Below are 21055 nucleotides of genomic sequence, written 5' to 3'. Positions count from 1 at the left end.
GTGGGCCTGCACCCCGCCCGTTGTGGGCATTCGTTCCGCTGGGGCGGAACGGGTGGGCACAACGGACGGCGCCCCTTGCCGGGCCCAGGCTTCCGCGCCCGAACCCGCACCGGGTACGCGCCGACCTAGTGGTGCGGGTTCAGGCAACGGGGGCGGAGGCGCCGCCAAGGGCGCCGTCCCGTGTGCCCACCCGTCCCGCCCCAGCGGGACGATTGCCCACACGGGGGTGCGGCGTGGCCAGCCCACACGGCAGCGGGCGGAGGCCCACACACACAGGGGTGGGCGACGGGCGAAGGCCCACCCGTGCGGGGCCCACACGCGGCGGGGTGATGGGCGCGGGCCCGCGCAGGGTGCGGGGCCCGCCTAGGGCGCGGGCCCACGCAGGGTGCGGGGCCCGCCTAGGGCGCGGGCCCGCGCAGGGTGCGGGGGTCGCGTGGGGCGGGGGCCCGCGTGGGGGTCAGTGAGAGGCGCAGGCGGGGGTGTCGGGGGTGGGGAGGGGGGCGGGGGGGCCGATCTGGGGGAGGCCGAGGAGGACGCCGGGGGACTTGGGGGCGGAGGTGCGCTTCTCCCAGGCGTCGCCGGCGCGGGTGCGGCGGACGGCGGTGACGGGTCCCTCGGCGAGGAGGTGGTGGGGGGCGGCGTAGGTGATCTCGACGGTGACGACGTCGCCGGGACGGACGTCCTCGTCGGGCTTGGTGAAGTGGACGAGGCGGTTGTCGGGGGCGCGGCCGGAGAGGCGGTCGGTGGCGCCGTCCTTGCGGCCTTCGCCCTCGGCGACCATGACGTCGAGCGTGCGGCCGACCTGCTTCTTGTTCTCCTCCCAGGAGATCTCCTCCTGGAGGGCGACGAGCCGCATGTAGCGCTCCTGCACGACCTCCTTGGGGATCTGGTTCTCCATGTCGGCGGCCGGGGTGCCGGGGCGCTTGGAGTACTGGAAGGTGAAGGCGTTCGCGAAGCGGGCCTCGCGGACGGCGTGCATGGTCTGCTCGAAGTCCTCCTCGGTCTCGCCGGGGAAGCCCACGATGATGTCGGTGGAGATGGCGGCGTGCGGGATGGCCGCGCGTACCTTCTCGATGATTCCGAGGAAACGCTCCTGCCGGTACGAGCGGCGCATCGCCCGGAGGATCGAGTCCGAGCCGGACTGCATCGGCATGTGCAGCTGCGGCATGACGTTCGGCGTCTCGGCCATGGCGGCGATGACGTCGTCGGTGAAGTCGCGCGGGTGCGGGGAGGTGAAGCGGACGCGCTCCAGGCCCTCGATCTGGCCGCAGGCGCGCAGCAGCTTGGAGAAGGCCTCGCGGTCGCCCAGGTCGGAGCCGTACGCGTTGACGTTCTGGCCGAGCAGGGTGATCTCGGAGACGCCCTCGGCGACCAGGGCCTCGATCTCGGCGAGGATGTCGCCGGGGCGGCGGTCCTCCTCCTTGCCGCGCAGGGCCGGGACGATGCAGAACGTGCAGGTGTTGTTGCAGCCGACGGAGATCGAGACCCAGGCGGCGTAGGCGGACTCGCGGCGGGTGGGCAGCGTGGAGGGGAAGGCCTCCAGGGACTCGGCGATCTCGATCTGCGCCTCCTCCTGGACGCGGGCGCGCTCCAGGAGGACCGGCAGCTTGCCGATGTTGTGCGTGCCGAAGACCACGTCGACCCAGGGGGCCTTCTTGACGATGGTCTCGCGGTCCTTCTGGGCCAGGCAGCCGCCGACGGCGATCTGCATGCCGGGCCGCGTGGTCTTCATGGGGGCGAGCCGGCCGAGGTTGCCGTACAGCTTGTTGTCGGCGTTCTCGCGGACCGCGCAGGTGTTGAAGACGACGACGTCGGCGTCGCCGTCGGCACCCTTGGGGGCCCGGACGTAACCCGCCTCCTCCAGCAGACCGGAGAGCCGCTCGGAGTCGTGGACGTTCATCTGGCACCCGTAGGTGCGAATCTCGTAGGTCTTGGATCCTTCAACGCTCACTGCGGGACTCCGGTCGCTGCTGCTGGTCATTCCCCCAAGAGTAGGCGGTCCGGAGGGGCGTTTCGCCGGGCCTTCGGAAGGGCCCCGGGACGGGCGGGGGGTCCCTGCGGTTTTCCGCAGGGAGGTGGAGGGGAAGCCGCGTACCGGTGCTGAGCTGGGATTTCTAGGTTGGGATGGCCGGGGCGACGGGCCTCGGGAAGTCACTCTCGCCGATCTGGAGTCCTCATCGTGACGATCACGAGCATGTCGATTGCGGGCATGACGAGTACGAGCGCGAGCATCGCGCAGGAGCCCGCGGGCGGTGTCGCCGGGTGGGCGGCGGGGCTCGTCGACACGATGGGCGGGCCGGGTGCCGGGCTCGCCATCGCGCTGGAGAACCTGTTTCCGCCGCTGCCCAGCGAGGTGATCCTGCCGCTGACGGGCTTCGCGGCCGGGCAGGGCGTGATCAGTCTCGCGTCGGCGCTGTTCTGGACGACGCTCGGTTCGGTGGTGGGCGCGATGGCGCTGTACTGGATCGGCGCGCTGTTCGGGCGGCGGCGGATGCACGCGTTGTGGGCGCGGCTGCCGCTGGTGAAGGTCTCCGATCTGGAGCGTACGGAGCGGTGGTTCGCCCGGCACGGCACCAAGGCGGTGTTCCTGGGCCGGATGGTGCCGATCTTCCGCAGTCTGATCTCGGTGCCGGCCGGTGTCGAGCGGATGCCGATGCCCGTCTTCCTCATGCTCACGACACTCGGCAGCCTGGTCTGGAACAGCGTGCTCGTGCTCGCCGGCTACTGGCTCGGGGACGGGTGGGACGTGGTCGAGGGGTACGTGGGGGTGCTGTCGAAGGCCGTGCTGGCGCTCGTGGCGGTGGCGCTGTGCGCGTATCTGGCGGTACGCCTCCGGGGTCGGGGGCGCGCGCAGCACCGCCGCACGTCGTGAGGGCCGCCCCGGAGCCCGTACCCCGGGGAGCGGCGCCGGGGTTAGGCTCGGGAACCGTGGGGGAAGGCGAACGGGCGCGAACGGGCGCCCACTTGAGGTCGATGAGGGCCGTCGGTGTCGTCCTGGGATGTCTGAGCGGCCTGCTCGGCGTCCTGTACTTCCTGGCCGCCGGAACCGCCCTCGGAGCGTTCCTGCTGTGGCCCCGGACCCGGCCGTACGCGCTGGAGATCCTGGTGGCCGGGGCCCGGAGGCCGGCGGCGCTGGAGCGGGGCCGACGCCGGGTCTTCTTCGGCGACCGCTTCCCCGACGCGTACGAGACGTCCGGGCGGCGACTGCTGCGCTACCTGGCCGTCCGCGGCTGGACGGGCCTGGTGTGCGGGATCGTCCTCGGGCTGCTGGCCTTCGGCGTCGTGCTGGCCGGGCTGCTGGCCCGGGGGCTGGTGCGGGGGACGCTCGGCTGGGAGGAGCTGCTCACCCAGCTGCTGCTGGGCGGCGTCCTGCTCTTCCTCGACGTGCAGGGCCTGTACGCGCTGGCCGCCCTCGACGCCCGGCTCGCCCGGGAGTGCTTCGGCCCCTCCGAGGGGGAACTGCTGCGGCGGCGGATCGACGAGCTCGCGGTCAGCCGGGCCGCGGTGGTCCAGGCCGTCGACGCCGAGCGCCGGCGGATCGAGCGCGACCTGCACGACGGCGTCCAGCAACGGCTGGTGGCCCTGGCGATGCTGCTCGGCCGGGCCCGCCGGAGCCGGGACCGGGACCCCGGCCAGGCGGACGCGCTGCTCGAACAGGCGCACCGGGAGGCCCGGGAGGTCCTGTCCGAGCTCAGGGACGTCGCCTGGCGGGCGTACCCGTCGGCGCTCGACGCCCTGGGGCTCGAAGAAGCGCTGGGCGGGGTGGCGCAGCGCTGCGCCGTCCCGCTGCGGGTCCGCTACGAGGCGGGGGACGAGCCGCTGCCCCGGCCGGTGGAGACGGCCGCCTACTTCGTGGTGTCCGAGGCCGTCACCAACGCCGCCAAGCACTCCTCGGCCTCGGCCGTCGCCGTACGGGTGTCCCGCGACGGGCCGCTCCTCACCGTGCGGGTCGAGGACGACGGCACGGGCGGCGCGGACCCGGCCGGCGGCGGACTGACCGGCCTGCGCAGCCGGGTCGCCGCGCTCGACGGCGTCCTGCGGATCGACAGCCCCCTCGGGGGACCCACCACTCTTGTCGCGGAGCTGCCGTGCGCGTGATCATCGCCGAGGACTCGACCCTGCTGCGGGAGGGTCTGGTCCGGCTGCTCGTCGAGGAGGGCCACGAGGTCCTCGCGGCGCTCGGCGACGCCGGGTCCCTGGTAGCGGAGGTCGAGGCGCGCCGGCCGGACGTCGTCGTCGCCGACATCCGGATGCCGCCGACCCACACCGACGAGGGGCTGCGGGCGGCCGTGGAGATCCGCGAGCGGCTGCCCGGGACGGGGGTGCTGGTCCTCTCGCAGTACGTCGAACCCAGTTACGCGGCCCGGCTCCTCGCCACCGGCGCGGACCGGGTCGGCTATCTGCTCAAGGACCGGGTGGCGCAGGTCGAGGAGTTCCTCGACGCGCTCGACCGGATCCACGCCGGCGGCACGGCGCTCGACCCGGAGGTCGTACGGCGGCTGGTCGTGCGCGGCGACCGTGCCGATCCGCTGGCCCGGCTCACCCCGCGCGAGCGGGAGGTCCTGGAGGTGCTGGCCCAGGGGTACACGAACGCGGCCATCGGACGGCAGCTGCACCTTTCGCTGAGCGCGGTGGAGAAGTACCTCAACTCCGTCTTCGACAAGCTGGACCTGCGCCGGACCGACGGCCACAGCCGCCGGATCCTGGCCGTGCTGCGCTATCTGGAGTCGTGAACGCCCGGCGGCTCCCCGGCCCACCGACCGGGGCGCGGCACCGCCCCACCCGGCCGGACACCACGCCGCCCGGCGCGGCACCGCCATCCGGCCGCTTCGCACCCACCGCCCGCCGCGCGGCACCGCCGCCCGGCCGGTCACGCTCGCCACTCGGCGAGGACCTCCTCGGTGTGCTCGCCGGGGAGCGGGGCGCGGCCGGGCGCGTCGGCGGGGGTGGCCGCGAAGCGGGAGGCGGGGGCCGGCTGGAGGGTGTCGCCGATCTCCACGAAGGCGCCGCGGGCGGCGAGTTGGTGGTGTTCGGCGGCCTCGGCCGCGGTGAGGACCGGGGCGACGCCGGCGTCCACGGCGTCGAAGAGCTTCACCCAGTGCTCCCGGTCCCGGGTCTCGAAGCGGCCGGCGATGAGGGCGCGCAGCGCGGGCCAGGCCGCCGGGTCGGCGCGGTCGGGAAGGTCCTCGGCGTCCGCGAGGCCCAGTCGGTCCAGGAGGTTCGCGTAGAGCCGGGGTTCGATGGCGGCGACGGCCAGGTGGCGGCCGTCGGCGGCGCGGTAGAGCGCGTAGTGCGGGGCGTCGGTGACGGTGTTGTTGCCGGGCACGGCGCGCCACTGGTGGACGAGGGTGGCGATCAGGGCGGCGCCGTCCGCGAGGGCGGTGTCGACGACCTGGCCGCGGCCGGAGCGCTCGCGCGCGTGGAGCGCGGCGAGCAGCCCCTGCACGTGGACGTTGGCACCGCCGGCGAAGCTGGAGAGGTACGCGGACGGCGGCGGCACCGGGGCCCCGGTGACCGGGTCGGTGTCCAGGGCGCCGGTCAGGGCGAGGACCGCCAGGTCGTGGGCGGCTCGGCCGGCCCACTCCCCCTCCTGGCCCCAGCCGCTGACCCGTCCGTAGACGAGTCTCGGGTTGCGGGCGAGGGCCGGCTCCGGGCCGATGCCGAGGCGGTCGGCGACGCCGGGGCGGAATCCCTCGACCAGGATGTCGGCGTGCTCGGCTAGGGACAGCGCCCTTTCCACTCCCTCGGCGCTCTTGAGGTCGAGGGCGACCGAACGGCGGCCCCGGGAGAGGGGGTTCTCGGGCGCGCGGCCGCCGTCGGGTGCGGGCGCGGTGGCGGGCGCCCGGTCGACGCGTACGACGTCGGCGCCGAGGTCGGCGAGGACGGTGCCGGCGTACGCGGTGGGCGCCGAGCCCGCGAATTCCAGTACCCGTACTCCGGTCAGCGGTCCCGCCATGGCCAACTCCCTTGAATTTACCGGTCTGTGGTGTTCTCCCACGGTAATTCGGCGCGTATCGGAGAGGACTGCGGAATTCCGTAGCGCCCTGAATTCGGCGGCGTTCGAGACTGGCGGAAGGCTGGGGGAATTCCCCCTTCTCCGATTCGGAAAGGCAGGACACATGGCCGTCGTCTACACCGCCGAGGTCGCCTCCACCGGAGACGGGCGCAACGGCGTCGTGCGCTCCTCCGACGGGCTCCTCGACCTTCCGCTGTCGAGTCCCAAGGCCGTGGGGGGCTCCGGCACCGCGACCAACCCCGAGCAGCTGTTCGCCGCCGGGTACGCCGCCTGCTTCCACAGTGCGCTCCGGGTCTCCGCGCGCGAGTCGAGGACCGCGCTCGCGGACGACACCGTGACCGCCGAGGTGTCGCTGCACAAGGAGGAGGACGGATTCCGCCTCTCGGTGGTCCTCACGGTCGAACTGCCGGGTCTCGACGCCGCCGAGGCGCGGCGCCTGGCCGATGCCGCACACGGGCGGTGCCCTTACTCCAAGGCGATTCGCGGAAATGTCGAGGTCCTCGTGAACCTGGCCGAGTGATCGGGCGGCGCCGGATGGGACATCGGGCGCCGCGTACGCGAACGGGCGGGGAAAAGCCCCCGTGGTCCACGACCACGGGGGCTTTCGCCTGGCGGCGGCCCTGGCGTCAGGGCTTCGCGGCGGCGGCCGCGGCGGCCGCCGCCGGGAGCGCCTCGACGACCCGGCTGACCGCGCGGTCGTCGTGCGAGGCCGAGACGAACCAGGCCTCGAACGGCGAGGGCGGCAGATAGACGCCCTGCCGGAGCAGTTCGTGGAAGAAGGGCGTGTAGCGGTACGACTCGGTGGCGCGGACGCCGTCGAAGTCGACGACCTCGTCCTCGCTGAAGAAGACCGAGAACATCGTCCCGGAGTACTGGACCCGGTGTGCCACGCCCTCCTTGTCGAGGGCGGCGGACACCTCGCGGCCGATGGTTCCGGAGACCTGGTCGAGCCGCTCGTACACCTCGGGGGTGGTGTTCCGGAGGGTGGCGAGGCCGGCGGCGGTGGCGACCGGGTTCCCGGAGAGGGTGCCGGCCTGGTAGACGGGTCCGGCGGGGGCGAGGTGGGCCATGACGTCCGCGCGGCCGCCGAAGGCCGCCGCCGGGAAGCCGCCGCCCATGACCTTGCCGAAGGTCAGCAGGTCGGGGGCGACGCCGTCCCGGCCGTACCAGCCGGAGCGGCTGGCCCGGAAGCCGGTCATCACCTCGTCGGAGACGAACAGCGCGCCGTGGCGGGCGGTGATCTCCTTGAGGCCGGCGTTGAAGCCGGGCAGCGGTGGGACGGCGCCCATGTTGCCCGGGGCGGCCTCCGTGATGACGGCGGCGATCTCGTCGCCGACCTCGGCGAAGACCTTCTCGACGGCGGCGAGGTCGTTGTACGGGAGGACGATCGTGTCGCTCGCCTGGGCGCCGGTGACGCCGGGGGTGTCAGGCAGCGCGAAGGTGGCGAGGCCGGAGCCGGCGGAGGCGAGGAGCGCGTCGACGTGGCCGTGGTAGCAGCCGGCGAACTTCACGATCTTACCGCGGCCGGTGAAGCCGCGGGCCAGGCGGATCGCCGACATCGTGGCCTCGGTGCCGGAGCTGACGAGCCGCACCTGCTCGACGGGGGCGACCCGGCCGACGATCTCCTCGGCGAGTTCGACCTCTCCGGTGGACGGGGCTCCGAAGGAGGTGCCGCGCTCCACGGCCCGGGTGACGGCCTCGACGACGGCCGGGTGGCGGTGGCCGAGGATCATCGGGCCCCAGGAGCAGATGAGGTCGACGTACTCGTTGCCGTCGCTGTCGGTGAGGTACGGGCCCTCGGCCGAGGCGATGAAGCGCGGGGTTCCGCCGACGGCGCCGAAGGCGCGGACCGGGGAGTTGACGCCGCCGGGGGTGACCTTGCGGGCCCGCTCGAAGAGCGCCTTGCTGCGGGTCTCCGTGCCGCTCATCGGCCGGCCTCCTCGGGGGCGTCGGACGCGGGGGTGTCGACGGTGAGCGCCGCGTCCAGGACGACCGCGCCCTTCGGCAGGACGCGGACCGGGTTGAGGTCGAGGGCGAAGCCGGCCGGCCAGTCCTGGACGAGTTCGCCGACCTTGTGGAGGAGTTCGGCGGCGGCTTCGACGTCGACGGCGGCCCGGCCGCGGGCGCCGGCGAGTATCTTCGCGCCGCGCAGCCCGGCGAGGAGCTCGGCGCCCTCGCCCGGGGCCAGCGGCAGGAGGCGGTGGCCGACGTCGTCGAGGACCTCGGTGAAGATGCCGCCTAGTCCGGCGGTGAGCACGGGGCCCAGGTCGGTGGTGTGGACGCCGACGATCAGCTCGACGCCGTCCGGGACCAGTTCCTCGACGAGCACCTGACCGCCGAGCGCCGCGAGCCGGGCGTACGCCGCGGGCGCGGTGTCGGCGGTGACGCCGATCTCGACGCCGCCGGCCTCGGTCTTGTGGAGCAGGCCCGGGACCACCGCCTTGAGCACCGCGCTGCCGCCGGTTTCGGTCACGGCGCGGGCCGCGTCCTCGGCGTCCTCGGCGATCCGCCCCCTGGGCACGGCGACGCCGGCCTCGGCGAGCAGCCGCTTCAGTTCGGGTTCGGTGGCCTCGGCACCGGGTCCGGGGACGGTCCCGGGGCGCGGGGCGTCCGGCAGCGTACGGGGCCGGCTGACCTCCCAGAGCGCGGCGGCGGCGCGCAGGGCGCGGGCCGGTGTGGGGTACTCGGGCAGTCCGGCCTCGCGCAGGTCGCGCGGGGCGTCCGGGGCGAGGAAGTCGGCGCCGGTGCGGGCGACGAGGATCGGCTTGCCGCCCTTCTCGGCGGCCCGGGAGAGGGCGTTGACGGCCTTCTCGACGTCGGGTCCGGCCATCACGCAGAAGGCGGCGACGATGATGTCGACGGTGTCGTCGGCGATCAGGACGTCCAGGGAGCGGTCGAAGAGCGAGGGGTCGCTGAGGACCGTGGCCGTGATGTCGACGGGGTTGTCGATCGCGCCGAAGGCGGGGACGATCTCGGCGAGCGCCTCCTTGCTGCGGGGTTCGAGGGCACTGAGTTCCAGGCCGTGGGCCTCGACGGCGTCGGCGGCGAGGATGCCGGAGCCCCCGGAGGTGGTGACGACGGCGACGCGGTTGCCGGCCGGGCGCCGCTCGGACTCGAAGACCCGGGCGACGTCGAGGAGTTCGTCGATGTCGTCGACGCGGACGATGCCGAGGCCGCGCAGTGTCGCGTCCAGGACGCGGTCGTCGGTGGCGAGGGCGCCGGTGTGCGAGGCGGCGGCGCGGCCGCCGGCCTCCGTGCGGCCCGACTTCAGCAGGGCGACGGGCTTGCCGGAGCCGGCCAGTTCACGGAGGGTGCCGATGTCCGGGGTGTCCTCCAGGTAGCCGAGGAGGCCGGTGACCTCGGGGACGGCGGCGAGTTCGCGGAGGACTTCGAGCGCGGTGACGTCGGCGTCGTTGCCGGTGCTGACGACCCAGCCGGGGCGCAGGCCCCGCTCCAGGGCGAGGCTGGCGGCGCCGAAGCCGAGGGCGCCGCTCTGGGAGACGAACGCGAGGGTGCCGGGCTCGAAGGGCACGGACTCGGCGCCGAAGAGGGGGCTGAAGGTGGCGAGGACGCGGTTCTCGTAGCCGACGGCCCCGATGCAGTTGGGGCCGATGATCCGCAGGCCTCCTGCGCGGGCCTTGGCGACGACCTCGGCCTGGAGGCGGGCGCCCTCCTCGCCGGTCTCGGCGAAGCCGGAGGAGGCGATGACGGCGAGCTTGACGCCGGCGGCCACGCAGTCGTCGACGGCGCCGGGGACCCGCTCGGCGGAGACCATGATCAGCGCGAGGTCGACGGGTCCGGGGGCGTCCTTGACGCTGGGGTACGCGGGGACGCCGAGGATCTCCGGGGAGCGCGGGTTGACCGGGAGGACGCGGCCCTTGTAGCCGTACCGGAGGAGGTAGTCGAGCGGCTTGCGGCCCAGGGCGCCGGGACGCTCGCTGGCGCCGATGACGGCGATGGATTCGGCTTCCCAGAGGGCCGAGATGTCACTCATGCGATGGCCTCGATCTTCTTCTCGTTCGGGTCGTTCGTCCGGTCGCCGTCGTCGCCGTGGGGTTCGGCGGCGGCGAAGAGGCGGGTGAAGGCGGCGATGTGCCGCGCGCCGTCCGGGTCGGCCGCCAGTTCCCGTACCAGGACGGTCGGTTGGTGCAGTGCCTTGTCGACGATCCGTCGCACGCTGCGGCCGATCTCCTGCCGTGCGGCGCCGTCGAGCCCGTCGAGGCGGCGTTCGAGCCGGTCGAGTTCGGCCTCCGCCGCCTCGGTGGCGGCGGTGCGGAGGGCGGTGAGGACGGGCTTGGCGCCGGCGAGGCGCAGGCCGGTGCGGAACTGCTCGACCTCCGCGTCGATCAGTTCGTGCGCGGCCTGGACGCTGGCCGCCGAGATCTCGTCCTCCTGGCCCTCCTCGGCGATGCGGCGCAGGTCGACGAAGGTGACGCCGGGCAGCTCCGCCGCGCCGGGCGCGATGTTGTGCGGCAGCGACAGGTCGAGCAGGAACAGCTCGCGGCCGTCCCGGGCGGCGAGCGCCTCCTCGACGTGCCCGGCGGTGACGAGGTGGCCGGTGGCGGCGGTCGCGCCGACCACCACGTCCACCTCGGTGAGCAGCCGGGGTACGTCCTCCAGGCCGTATCCCGTTCCTCCGGTGGTGTCGGCGAGGCGCTGGGCCTTGTCGGGGGTGCGGTTGGCGACGTGCACCCGGTCGAGGCCGGAGCGGCGCAGTGCGGCGACGACGACCCCGGCGAAGGCGCCGGCGCCGATGACGAGGGCGGTCTTGCCGTGCAGCGAGCCGACCTCGCGCTCGAAGAAGCCGAGTCCCGCGGTGGCGAGCGAACGGCCGGCCTCGTTGAGTCCGGTCTCGTTGCGGGCCCGCTTGCCGACGCGCAGGGCGGTCTGGACGGCCTTGGCGAGGACCCGGCCGGTCCGGTCGAGCCGCTGGGACCGTTCGAGGCCCAGTTTCACCTGGCCGAGGATCTGGTCCTCGCCGACCACGACGGATTCCAGTCCGGAGGCCACGGCGAAGAGGTGGCGTACGGCTCCGTCGGCGTGGTGGCTGTAGAGGTGCGGGGCGATCTCGTCGCGGTCGACGCCGGTGTGCTGGGCGAACAGTTCTCCGAGGTCGCCGAGTTCGCCGGGGCCGGAGGGGCCGCCGCGGGTCTCGGCGTAGATCTCCAGGCGGTTGCAGGTGGAGACGACGACGGCGGCGTCGATGCCGTCGACGGAGGTCGCGTCGGAGACGAGGTCCTCGGCGGGCCGGTCGGTGCCGGCGAGTCTCTCCAGGAGGTCGAGCGGGGCGCTGGCGTGGCTGATGCCGAGGACCAGCATGGTTGCGGACGAGGTCACCGGGTCACCGGTCCAGGCTCTGGGCGAACTCGGAGGCCCAGTAGGTGATGATCTGGGTGGCGCCGGCGCGGTGGATGGAGGCGAGGCTCTCGCGGACGACCTGGTCGCGGTCGATCCAGCCCTTGGCGGCGGCCGCCTCGACCATGGAGTACTCGCCGGAGACCTGGTAGGCGGAGACGGGCACCTGCACGTGGTCGGCGATGAGCCGGACGATGTCGAGGTAGGCGAGCGCGGGCTTGACCATCACCAGGTCGGCGCCCTCGGCCACGTCCAGCGAGACCTCCAGAAGGGATTCGCGGATGTTGCCGGGGAACTGCTGGTAGCCCTTGCGGTCGCCGCGCAGGGTGGACTCGACGGCGTCCCGGAAAGGGCCGTAGAAGTGCGAGGCGTACTTGGCGGAGTAGCCGAGGATGGCGACGGACTGGTGTCCGGCCCGGTCGAGGGCCTCGCGGATGCGGCGGACCTGGCCGTCCATCATGCCGCTGGGGGCGACGATCTGGGCGCCGGCGTCGGCCTGGACGACGGCGGCCCGGGCGTACAGCTCGATGCTGGCGTCGTTGTCGACGTCGCCGTGGGCGTCGAGGACGCCGGTGTGGCCGTGGTCGGTGTACTCGTCGAGGTTGATGTCGCCGATGATCACGGTGGAGTCGCCGACTTCGGCGGTGACGTCGCGCAGGGCGACCTGGAGGATGCCGTCCGGGTCGACGGCGCCGGTGCCGGTGGGGTCCTTGTGCTCGGGGATGCCGAAGAGGATGAGCCCGCCGACCCCGTTGGCGACCGCCTCGGCGGCGGCCTTGCGGAGGGTGTCACGGGTGTGCTGGAAGACGCCCGGCATGGAGGGGATCTCCCGCGGTTCGGTGAGGCCCTCGCGGAGGAAGAGGGGCTGCACGAGGTTGGCGGGGCCCACCCTGGTCTCGGCGGCGAAGCGGCGCAGCGCGGGTGTGCGGCGCAGCCTGCGGGGACGGTAGTAGGGGGCGGCGGGGTCGGTGGCCGCGGTGTTGCGGCCGTAGGCGTCGTACGTCATGAGCGTGACTCCTTCGAGGGCGTGGCGGCGTGCGGGAGCGGGTGCGGGTGCGGGGACACGGACACGGCATCTCCTAGAGGGCCTCGCCGAGGAACACCTGCTCCAGGTGCTTGGCGACGGGCTCCTCGGGGCGGCTGAACCAGTAGCCGTGGCCGCTGCGCTGGAAGAGCTTCAACTCGCCGAGCTGGACGAGGGTTTCGGCGAGCTTCACGGCGAGTCCGGCCGGGTCGATCACCGGGAGGCCGTGCAGCTCGTGGATGCCGAGGTGCCAGAGGATCTCGTTGGGGATGCCCTCGGCGGGGATGATGACCTCGGCGCCGGCCCGGGCGGCCCGTTCGGCTGCGGCCGAGTACACCTCGACGAACTCGTCGAAGTCCCCTTCGAGGGAGCGGTGTACGGAGTCCCAGCCGCCGGGGACGACCTCGTACGAGCTGAGCGAGGACTCCAGGCGGTAGTGGCGGATGTTGGCCCGGATCGGCTCTTCCAGGGGCGGCATGAAGCCGAGGACGCCGAAGCGCTGTCCGGTGAGCGCGGAGAGGAAGAACGCCGTCTCGCCGTAGCCGAGGGTCGGGATGGAGGCGAGGTGGCGGGCGTCGCGCAGACCGGGGTCCTGGCCCGCGGCGATCACCCAGGCGTCGTAGCCCTCCCGCTCCGCGACGAGCGCGGACTCGGAGAAGTGCCGGCTGAAGAGGACCTGGGCGGAGTGGTGGCCGACCAGGCCGAAGGGCGTGCGGTCGGGGTAGGTGTCGGCAGGGAGGGTCTTGATGTCGACGGTGGTGCCGGGTGCGGCGATCGCGTCGAGGTGCTCCCGGTACCACTGGTCGAGCAGCGGCAGGCGTCCCTCAACGGTGTGCTTGTGAAACCAGATCCGCATGTGCGTCACCTTTCAGGGGTCGTGGTGCGACGTCGAGAAGTGATGCCTTGAGCAGGTAGTCGATGGCCGAGCGGGGGTCGGCGGCGGTGCGCCGCAGGGCGGCGAGCCGGGCGGGGAGTCCGGCCGGGTCGGCGAGGCCCGCCGTGCGGGCCTCGCTGCGCGGGAGGACCGCCGACTCGACGACGGAGCGCCGCCGCTCCAGGGCCTCGTCGACGAGGGCTTCTCCCGCGGTGTCGCCGTGCAGGACGGCGGCGAGGGCCCGGCCGGTCTCCACCGCGTCGTGCAGCCCGCAGTTCATGTTCATGCCGCCCGCGGTGGAGGTCAGGTGCGCCGCGTCCCCGGCGAACAGCACCCGGCCGGCCCGGTAGCGGGGCAGCAGGAAGCGCGCGAGCCGGTAGGTGTGCGCGTCGGCGACGCGCACGGCCCGGCCGGCGGCGCCCGGCAGTGCCTGCTCGACCCTGGCCCGTACGGCGTCCGGGGCGAGCACGTCGGCCCGGTCGGTGCCGCGCGGGATCCGGAAGATCAGCCGCCAGTGGTCGGGCATCCCGAGGGCGCTGAACGAGGCCCGCGGGTCGCGGACGTACGCCAAGGGGGCGAGGCCGGGCACCAGTTCGTCGAGCGGGGTCTCGGTGACCACCCGGAGCGCGTAGTCCGGGTACTCCTCGGCCGTTCCCGGGAGCCCGGCGAGCTCGCGCAGCCGGCTGCGGCTGCCGTCGGCCGCCAGGACGTACGGGTGGCGGGTGCGGGTGACCCGTCCCGCCGCGTCCTCGGCCCTCAGCCGCACCCCGGCGCCGGTCTCCTCGGCTCCGGTGACCGTGGTCCCGAACCGCACGTCGGCGAGGCCGGTCGCGGTCAGTTCGGCGAGCAGCAGCGGGGTGAGCCGGGCCTGTTCGACGTGGAGCCGGTACGGGTGCGCGGTGTGCTCGGCGAGCACGGCGTAGCGCAGCTCCGCGTGGACACGGCCGTCCAGGTCGCGCCACTGGACGCGGTCGACGGTACGGCCCTGGCGGCGCAGTGCCGCGGCGACGCCGAGTTCGTCGAGCAGATCGAGGGTGGCCGGGTGGAAGGTGGAGGCGCGCGACTCGGTGGCGAGTTCCTCCCGCGCCTCGAACACGGTCACCGGCACCCCGGACCGGGCCAGGACGAGCGCGGCGGCGAGCCCGACGGGGCCGGCGCCGACGACGGCGACCGGCGGGAGGGCCGCGGGTCGGCCGGTCGGGTGCGGTCCGGCCGCTCCTCCCGGGACGGGCCCGCCGCTCACGACGACGCCACGACGGCGGAACCGGCCGCGGAGCGGGCTCCGGTCCGCTCGGCGAGCCGGCGCAGCAGCGGGTGGGCGTCCGCACCTTCCGCCGGGAGCCCGAGGGCGTCCCGGGCCCACCAGGCGCTCGCCAGGTTGGAGGTGAGGAGGGTGTGCGCGCCGTCCCGGCCGAGCTCGGCCAGGGCGTCGAAGGTGAACATGCCTGTGCCGGTGAACAGCAGCACGGCGTCCTCGGGCAGTTCGGCCTCCCGTACCTGTGCGACGAGTTCGCCGGTGGTGACGTCGTACGGGGAGAAGCGGGCGCCCGCCCGGATCTTGACGACCCGGTCGACCTCGAGGCCGGCCGACTCCCAGTAGGCCCGGGACAGCTCGGTGAGCCAGGGCTCGTACGGCGAGATCAGGACCAGCCGCTCGGCGCCCACGGCCCGCGCGGTGTCGAGGATGGCGAGCGCGGCGGATCGTACGGGGGCTCCCGCCCGCTCGGAGAGTTCCGCGCACAGGGCCCGGTCTCCCTCGGGCGTGAGGAGGTAGTGCGAACCGGTGCAGGCGACGACGGTCGCGTCGAGGCGCAGTCCACCGAAATTCGCCAGCACTTCGGGAAGCAGGTCGTTGTACTTCTCGAGGCGGCCGCGCAGGTCCTTTCCGGGAAGCACCGGAAAACGCGAGGTGTGCACATTGAATTCGGGGCTTACGAGGCTGCCGATCTCGGGTTCGGCCGCGGCGTTTCCCGAGGGAACCACCACGCCGAGTCGAGGCGCCGAATGCAGAGCCATGAACGAGTCCCTCCCATCCGTCGTTGTCGATGACACGACCGTACGGCCGGAACGGTCCGCGCATCGATACGGGATTCCGCACCCGCAGGGCCGCCGCGGAATGCGGAATGCGGAAATACGAACGGCGCCGCACCGTGAATGCGGTGCGGCGCCGTCGCCGGGATGTGAAAGCGGAATTCAGCGGGCCCTGGCCGCCTCGGCCACGAACTCGTCGATCTTCGCCCGGCGGGTCAGTCCGCCGTTCACGGCCCAGTTGCCCTCCGGGACCTCGTGGACGACGAGCCAGACCACGGTGTCGGGCCCGACGGCGTCCCGGACGTGCCGGGTGACCTCGACGGAGAGGGCCTCGTTCCGCTCCGGGGTGAGGAACCCCTCCAGTGGCGTGACCACCACCAGGACGCCCGGCGGCGTGCCGGCCCCGGTGGTCGCGAGGCCCTTGGCGGCCTCGCGGACGTACACCCAGGTGGCGGCGGCGAAGAAGTCGGTGTGGGGCAGCTCCATGGCCGTCAGCACGGAGTCGGCGACCTGCTGCTGCAGGACTCCGGCGGCGGCTTCGGAGAGGGTGCCCTCGGGAACGGTCAACTCGACCAGCGGCATGGTGGATCCCATCGTGCGAGCGTGTGGGTGCGGGAGTGCGACCGAAGGGTCAGCAGGCCAGCGCGGCCTCGAACCGGTCTATGGCAGCGGCCAGTTGGGCGCGTCTGCGGATGTCGAGCTTGCGGTAGATCCGAGTGATGTGCAGTTCCACGGCCCGGGTGGACACCGTGAAGGACTCGGCGATCTGCTTGTTGGTCAGGCCGTCGAGCATCATCGTGGCGATGCGGCGCTCGTGGGCGGTCAGCTCCTCGCGGGCGCGTGCCGGGACGATCGGTGCGACGGGCGCCGGAACGCCCCCGCGTATTCGCTCGTGGGTGCCGGCGCCTCCGGTGGAGCGCTCCAGGCCGGCCAGGACCACGTGTCCCATGACCGCGTTCCATTCCCGGACCCGCAGTTCCCCGATCACCTGGGCCTGTGCGTACGGGTCGGCGTACAGCACCCGTAAGAGGGTGCGGCGGTCGGCGGCCTCACAGACGAGGAGTTCGCCGGTGCCGTCCCGCCAAGGGCCGCCACCGAGCAGGATGCCGCGCGCCGCCATCCTTTTCCAGTAGATCCGGTGGGCCTCTCCGAAACCCAACCGGTCCGTTTCATTGCCACGGAAAACGAGTTCGACCACAAAAGCCACGTACGACTCCCCATAAAGGCCGGGTGTTTCCGTTTCCGACGCTACCACCCGCCACCGGCCCGAAGAATGAACACAATGTTGCGGTCGACGGATCGGCATTTTCCTGGATCTCAGGGGGGAATGGGGTCCACCCGGCCGCCGAAAACGGCCGGGTATCGCCTTGCGGTGCCGGATTTCGACGGTGGTCCGCTAATCGGCCGCCGCTGCCGTCGTCACGGGGGCGGCCTCGGGTGCCGGCGGGGCCGGGGCGGGCTTCGGCTTGCGCCGGAGCAGGCCGGTGGCGGCGAGCACCGCCGCCGCCCCGAGCCACACCGTCCAGCCGAGCGGCTCGCTCAGCACGACGGCGCCGAGGACCACGGCCACGGCGGTCATCAGATAGGTGACGGTGGAGGCCACGGTGGGCCCGTCCTTGATGATCAGCTCGAAGTTGAGCAGGGCGGCGAAGCCGGTGCAGACCACGCCGAGCACGAGGACCGCGATCACCGAGTCGGCGCGCCAGGTCACGGTCTGCAGGCCGAGGAACGGGAAGGCGACCAGGAGCAGCACGGTGGCCGCGCTGAGCTGGCCCCCCGCCAGCATCAGGGGCGGAATGCCCCTGCCCACGAGGAACTTGCCCATGTAGGCGAAGCTGGCGCCGAAGCTGATGGAGCCGAGCACGAAGCAGAGGATGCTCCAACCGGTGCCGGCCGAGGCCGAGTTCCACGGCGAGGCGATGAGCGCGGTGCCGCCCAGGCCGAGCAGGACCCCGCCCGCCTTGAAGCCGGACACCTTCTTCTCCTGGCCGAGCAGCAGGGCGGCCGCCAGGGTCCAGATCGGCGCGCTGCCGTTGACCACGGCGGCGACGCTGCTGGAGCCGTCGATCTCGCCCTCGGCGTACAGGGTCCACGGCACCGCGTTGCCGAGCAGCGCGGCGACGGTCAGATGGCCCCAGGTGGCCGCCTCCTTGGGCAGCCGGAGCCCCTTGGCGTACCCGATGGCGAGGATGACGACGGCGCCGAGCGCGAGCCGGATCAGGACCATCTGCACGGGCGAGAAGCCGTACCCGGCGATCTTGATCCAGAGGAAGACGGAGCCCCAGATCAGGCTCAGCGCGGCCAGCCGCGTGTACGTGGCTTTGGACATGGGTGTTTCCCGCTCTACGAGAAGAGGAGTGAGGGAGGAGAAGACGGGGACGCGCGCCCGGCGGTCCGCGGTACGGCAACGAGCCTCGCACCGGGGTCCGGGCGGGTCCAGCAACAGCTCGTGGACGGTACCGTCCACGAGCCGTGGCGAATCGCGTTCCGCCTGGTCAGGCGGCGACGGCCGCCCGGGCGACGGCGCGGAGCGCGTCCAGGACGGCGGCGATCTCCGGGGACGTCTGACTGCCCTCCCGTACGGCCGCGAAGACCGTGCGGGAAGGGGCCTGCTCGCTGAACGCGCGGATCGTCACCTCGGGCCGCGGCGCCGGCTTGGCCAGGCGCGGGACGAGGGCGACCCCGAGGCCGAGCCGCACCGCCGCGAGCGTGGCGTCCCAGTCGCCGATGGCGTGGGAGGCCTGTGGGGTGAACCCGGCCGCCGTACAGGCGGCGACCCCGATGTCGTGGCACATGCCGGTGGTGGCGAAGATCCAGGTCTCGTCGGCGAGGTCGGCCAGCCGCAGGCTCGGGCTGCCGAGGAGCCGGTGGCCCTGCGGCAGGGCGATGTCGAAGGGGTCGGCGCAGAGCGCGACCCGGTGGAACCGGCCGTCGAGGCGGCCGTCGTCGCCCGTGGGGCCCGGATTGCTCGTGGTGTCCGCGGAGATGACGACGTCGGTCTCGCCGCGGTGCAGCAGGGAGAAGCTCTCCGGGGGGTCGACCTCGGCGAGCGAGGTCCGCAGCAGCGGCCGGGTCTCCCGCAGCCGGGCGACGGCGGGCAGGATGAGCGCCGACAGGGTGGTGGAGAAGCCGGCCACGCCCACTTCGCCGCGCTCACCGCCCTGGTGGGCGGCGAGCTCCGCACGCATCTGCTCGACCTGGGTGAACACGGCGTCGGCGTGCCGGAGCACGATCCGTGCCGCGCCCGTGAGCCGCAGCCGGCGCCCGGACGGCTCGGTCAGCGGTACGCCCAACTCCCGCCCTAGGGCGCTGATCTGCTGCGAGACGGCCTGCGGGGTGAGGTGGAGCGCCCGCGCGGCCGCGCTGACGGTGCCGCGTTCGCTGAGCTCCCGCAGCACGCGCAGTTTGCGCAGGTCCGGATCGGTCACGTCCCGCACCCCCTCCCGCTCCCGCCGTTCGGTCATCGTACGCAGCCGGCGTCCACGTCGATGACCTCCTTGACCAGTGTCTCCAGGACGTCGAGGTCCCGCGCGGTGCGGCCCGGTTCGCGCCGGTCGCCCGGGTAGGTGGGGTCGAGGACGACGGCCCGGGCCCCGATGTCCTGGAGCAGCCCGAGGTCGTCGGCGATCTGCGCGAGGGTGCCTTCGCCGAGGAGTCGGCCGGGTCCGAGCGGCCGGGGCGTGACCCGGAGTTTGATCCGGGGGCAGAGGCCGGGGACGGGGCGCTCCTGTTCCTCCGCGACCTGACGGAGCGTGGGGAGACCGACGCCGAGGAGCCAGTCCCCGGAGGTCGAGGTGGGGTGCCAGGCGTCGCCGAGCCGGACGGCCCTGCGCAGCGCGCCGGGGCTGTGCCCGCCGACCCAGACGGGCGGCCCGGGGCGCTGCACGGGCAGCGGCCCGGTGTGGACCTCGCGGAAGGAGACGTGGGCGCCGTCGAAGGAGGCGACCTCGTCGGCCCAGCAGGCCTTGATGGCGGCGAGGTACTCGTCGCTGATCGCGCCGCGCTTGCGGTACGGCACGTCGAGCACGGCGAACTCCCGGGCGGCCCAGCCGGCCGCGGCGCCGAACACGAGCCGCCCGTTGCTGAACCGGTCGATGTTGGCGGCGACGCGGGCGGTGTGCACGGGGTGGCGGTACGGGAGGATCGTCACCGTGGTGCCCAGTCCGACGGTCCTGGTGACCCCGGCGAGCCAGGCGAGGGTCGCGAAGGGGTCGTAGAACGGGGCGGGGAAGAGGTGCTGGACGTCGGGGGTGAGGGCCACGTGGTCGGAGACCATGGCGTAGTGGTAGCCCATCGACTCGACCCGCAGCGCCCAGTCGGCGAGGGCGTCGGGGGTGGCCTCGGGCCCGTAGTTGGGCAGATTGACGCCGAATTTCATGGCGTGTTCCTTTCCAGGGGCTCGGCCGCGGTCGCGTCCGCGGCTCCGCCCCCGTGCGTGACGTCGTCCGGGAGGTGCGGTCCGGGCCCGGTGTCGCGGCGGGCGACTCTCCGGGCCACGGTGAGGTGGAAGAGGACTCCCGCGCACGCGACCCCGGCGGCGGGGAGCGGGAGCCAGCGGGCGTCGAGCCCGTGGGCGAGGGCGAGGCCGCCGAGCGCCGAGCCGACGGCCCCGCCGAGGTAGGTGGCGGAGCTGTTGAGGCCGACGGCGGCGCCGCCGTCTCCCTCCCCCGCGAGGAGCCGGTGTTGTTGCGGGACGACGAAGGCCCAGCCGACCGCGCCCCAGACGAGCAGCGGCACCAGGACCAGACCGGGTACGGCTCCGGCCCACGGCAGCAGGGCCAGGGCCGCGCCGAGGGTGCCGAGCAGCGTGCCCGCGAGGAGGGCGGGCTTCCCTGTCCGGTCGACGAGGGTGCCGGCGAGGAGGCTGCCGCAGACTCCGCCGATGCCCCAGACCCACAGGTACGGGACCGTGCTCCCCACGTCGGCGACCCGGTGCAGGACCGGTTCCAGGTAGGTGTAGAGCCCGAGGCCGGCCACGGTCTGGGTGAAGGTGACGGCGACGACCACGGCGACCTTGGGCCGGGTGAGGGCGCCGAGCCGGGCCCGCAGCGCGGGCGCCGCGGCTCCCCGGACCGCCGGGAGCGCCGTCGCGACGCCGAGCAGCGCGACCAGGCCGAGTCCGGTGATCAGCCACAGGGCCGCCCGCCAGCCGGAGTCCGCCGCGACGAACAGCCCGAGCGGGACCCCGAGGACGGTGCCCGCGCTCATCCCGCCGAGGACCAGGCCGAGGGCGCGCCCGCGCCGCTCGGGCGGGACGAGCGCGACGGCGGCGGTGGCCGCCGCCGGGGTGAACAGGCCGGCTCCGGCGCCGGCGAGGGCGCGGCTGCCGAGGAGTCCGGCGTACGACTCCGCGAGCGCGCTCCCGGCGTTGGCGACGGCGAAGACGACCAGTGCGGTCACGATGACCGTACGGGTGCCCCGGCGGGCGAGTACGGCCGAGAACAGCGGCGCGGCCAGCGCGTAGCAGAGGGTGAAGGCGGTGACGGACTGTCCGGCGAGCGGCACGGAGACGTCCAGGTCTGCGGCGACGGCCGGGAGCAGCCCCGCCATCGCGTAGGCGTCGGTCCCGACGGCGAAGGAGCCGAGCGCCAGCAGGGCCACCGCGCGCGTGCCGCCCATCGCACCCCCTTGTTCCTCGTGCTCGTGTGTCGTACGGAACGGTCCTCGGGATGCTACTGACCGGGCACGGCCCTCGCGGCCCACAACGCCGAAGAGGGTTCGGGGTTCCGCAGCCTCCCGCCCCCGCACCCCTCGA

At 73.7% G+C, this 21055-nt stretch carries 19 protein-coding genes; 4 read left to right on the top strand and 15 right to left on the bottom strand.

Annotated features, from left to right (window positions below; all coding sequences use genetic code 11):
* Positions 1–457: 457 nt before the first annotated feature.
* Positions 458–1981: a tRNA (N6-isopentenyl adenosine(37)-C2)-methylthiotransferase MiaB gene (gene miaB / locus OO54_RS29910; protein ID WP_063738341.1), complete on the bottom strand. Its 1524-nt coding sequence runs from the start codon at positions 1979–1981 to the stop codon at positions 458–460.
* 228 nt (positions 1982–2209) lie between these two features.
* Between miaB and OO54_RS29905 the strand changes: the two genes are divergently transcribed.
* From OO54_RS29905 to OO54_RS29895, 3 genes are all read left to right on the top strand, one after another.
* Positions 2210–2872: a DedA family protein gene (locus OO54_RS29905; protein ID WP_033208567.1), complete on the top strand. Its 663-nt coding sequence runs from the start codon at positions 2210–2212 to the stop codon at positions 2870–2872.
* Positions 2873–2973: 101 nt separating this feature from the next.
* Complete coding sequence (locus tag OO54_RS29900) at positions 2974–4098, top strand: sensor histidine kinase (RefSeq protein ID WP_033208555.1); 1125 nt, start codon at positions 2974–2976, stop codon at positions 4096–4098.
* On the top strand, positions 4098–4733 hold the full coding sequence (locus tag OO54_RS29895) for a response regulator transcription factor (RefSeq protein ID WP_106970123.1): 636 nt from the start codon (positions 4098–4100) through the stop codon (positions 4731–4733). The genes OO54_RS29900 and OO54_RS29895 overlap by 1 nt, the downstream gene beginning before the upstream one ends.
* A 137-nt stretch (positions 4734–4870) precedes the next feature.
* On the opposite strand, the gene OO54_RS29890 is transcribed toward OO54_RS29895, so the two are convergent.
* A complete protein-coding gene (locus OO54_RS29890) occupies positions 4871–5956 on the bottom strand; it encodes a CaiB/BaiF CoA transferase family protein (RefSeq protein ID WP_033208551.1) in 1086 nt (361 codons plus the stop codon).
* Positions 5957–6119: 163 nt separating this feature from the next.
* Between OO54_RS29890 and OO54_RS29885 the strand changes: the two genes are divergently transcribed.
* Positions 6120–6536, top strand: coding sequence for an organic hydroperoxide resistance protein (locus OO54_RS29885; RefSeq protein ID WP_033208544.1), 417 nt, complete (start codon positions 6120–6122; stop codon positions 6534–6536).
* A gap of 106 nt (positions 6537–6642) precedes the next feature.
* Here the strand turns inward: OO54_RS29885 and hemL are convergent, their stop codons facing one another.
* The 13 genes from hemL to OO54_RS29820 form a co-directional block, all read right to left on the bottom strand.
* Complete coding sequence (gene hemL, locus OO54_RS29880) at positions 6643–7944, bottom strand: glutamate-1-semialdehyde 2,1-aminomutase (protein ID WP_033208541.1); 1302 nt, start codon at positions 7942–7944, stop codon at positions 6643–6645.
* Entirely contained in the window at positions 7941–10010 is a 2070-nt protein-coding gene (locus tag OO54_RS29875) for an acetate--CoA ligase family protein (protein ID WP_033208538.1), read from the bottom strand. Before OO54_RS29875 ends, hemL begins: the two co-directional genes overlap by 4 nt.
* Positions 10007–11353 (bottom strand): glutamyl-tRNA reductase, encoded by a 1347-nt coding sequence (hemA, locus tag OO54_RS29870; RefSeq protein ID WP_033208536.1) that lies wholly within the window; start codon positions 11351–11353, stop codon positions 10007–10009. The genes OO54_RS29875 and hemA overlap by 4 nt, the downstream gene beginning before the upstream one ends.
* 4 nt (positions 11354–11357) lie before the next feature.
* A complete protein-coding gene (gene hemB / locus OO54_RS29865; RefSeq protein WP_017237780.1) occupies positions 11358–12377 on the bottom strand; it encodes a porphobilinogen synthase in 1020 nt (339 codons plus the stop codon).
* Positions 12378–12450: 73 nt separating this feature from the next.
* A complete protein-coding gene (locus tag OO54_RS29860) occupies positions 12451–13251 on the bottom strand; it encodes an aspartate/glutamate racemase family protein (RefSeq protein ID WP_017237779.1) in 801 nt (266 codons plus the stop codon).
* Positions 13220–14512, bottom strand: coding sequence for an FAD-dependent oxidoreductase (locus OO54_RS29855; RefSeq protein ID WP_033208533.1), 1293 nt, complete (start codon positions 14510–14512; stop codon positions 13220–13222). The genes OO54_RS29860 and OO54_RS29855 overlap by 32 nt, the downstream gene beginning before the upstream one ends.
* Positions 14509–15285: a maleate cis-trans isomerase family protein gene (locus OO54_RS29850; RefSeq protein WP_033208531.1), complete on the bottom strand. Its 777-nt coding sequence runs from the start codon at positions 15283–15285 to the stop codon at positions 14509–14511. Before OO54_RS29850 ends, OO54_RS29855 begins: the two co-directional genes overlap by 4 nt.
* A gap of 177 nt (positions 15286–15462) precedes the next feature.
* Positions 15463–15894: a tautomerase family protein gene (locus tag OO54_RS29845; protein WP_234439236.1), complete on the bottom strand. Its 432-nt coding sequence runs from the start codon at positions 15892–15894 to the stop codon at positions 15463–15465.
* A gap of 37 nt (positions 15895–15931) precedes the next feature.
* The gene (locus OO54_RS29840) at positions 15932–16459 is read right to left on the bottom strand and encodes a LuxR C-terminal-related transcriptional regulator (RefSeq protein WP_234439235.1); all 528 of its coding nucleotides are present in this window, start codon (positions 16457–16459) and stop codon (positions 15932–15934) included.
* A 237-nt stretch (positions 16460–16696) separates the two neighbouring features.
* Positions 16697–17629 (bottom strand): DMT family transporter, encoded by a 933-nt coding sequence (locus OO54_RS29835; RefSeq protein WP_033208529.1) that lies wholly within the window; start codon positions 17627–17629, stop codon positions 16697–16699.
* Between the two features lie 166 nt (positions 17630–17795).
* The gene (locus OO54_RS29830) at positions 17796–18764 is read right to left on the bottom strand and encodes a LysR family transcriptional regulator (RefSeq protein ID WP_051787274.1); all 969 of its coding nucleotides are present in this window, start codon (positions 18762–18764) and stop codon (positions 17796–17798) included.
* Positions 18761–19678, bottom strand: a complete 918-nt coding sequence (locus tag OO54_RS29825; protein ID WP_033208528.1) for a TIGR03619 family F420-dependent LLM class oxidoreductase — start codon at positions 19676–19678, stop codon at positions 18761–18763. Before OO54_RS29825 ends, OO54_RS29830 begins: the two co-directional genes overlap by 4 nt.
* Complete coding sequence (locus OO54_RS29820; RefSeq protein WP_033208526.1) at positions 19675–20919, bottom strand: MFS transporter; 1245 nt, start codon at positions 20917–20919, stop codon at positions 19675–19677. The genes OO54_RS29825 and OO54_RS29820 overlap by 4 nt, the downstream gene beginning before the upstream one ends.
* Between the last annotated feature and the right edge of the window lie 136 nt (positions 20920–21055).

This window comes from Streptomyces wedmorensis, from assembly GCF_000716445.1.
GTDB classification, from domain to species: domain Bacteria; phylum Actinomycetota; class Actinomycetes; order Streptomycetales; family Streptomycetaceae; genus Streptomyces; species Streptomyces wedmorensis.
Note: the sequence above shows the minus strand (reverse complement) of the source record. Positions and strands in the feature narration are given on the sequence as shown.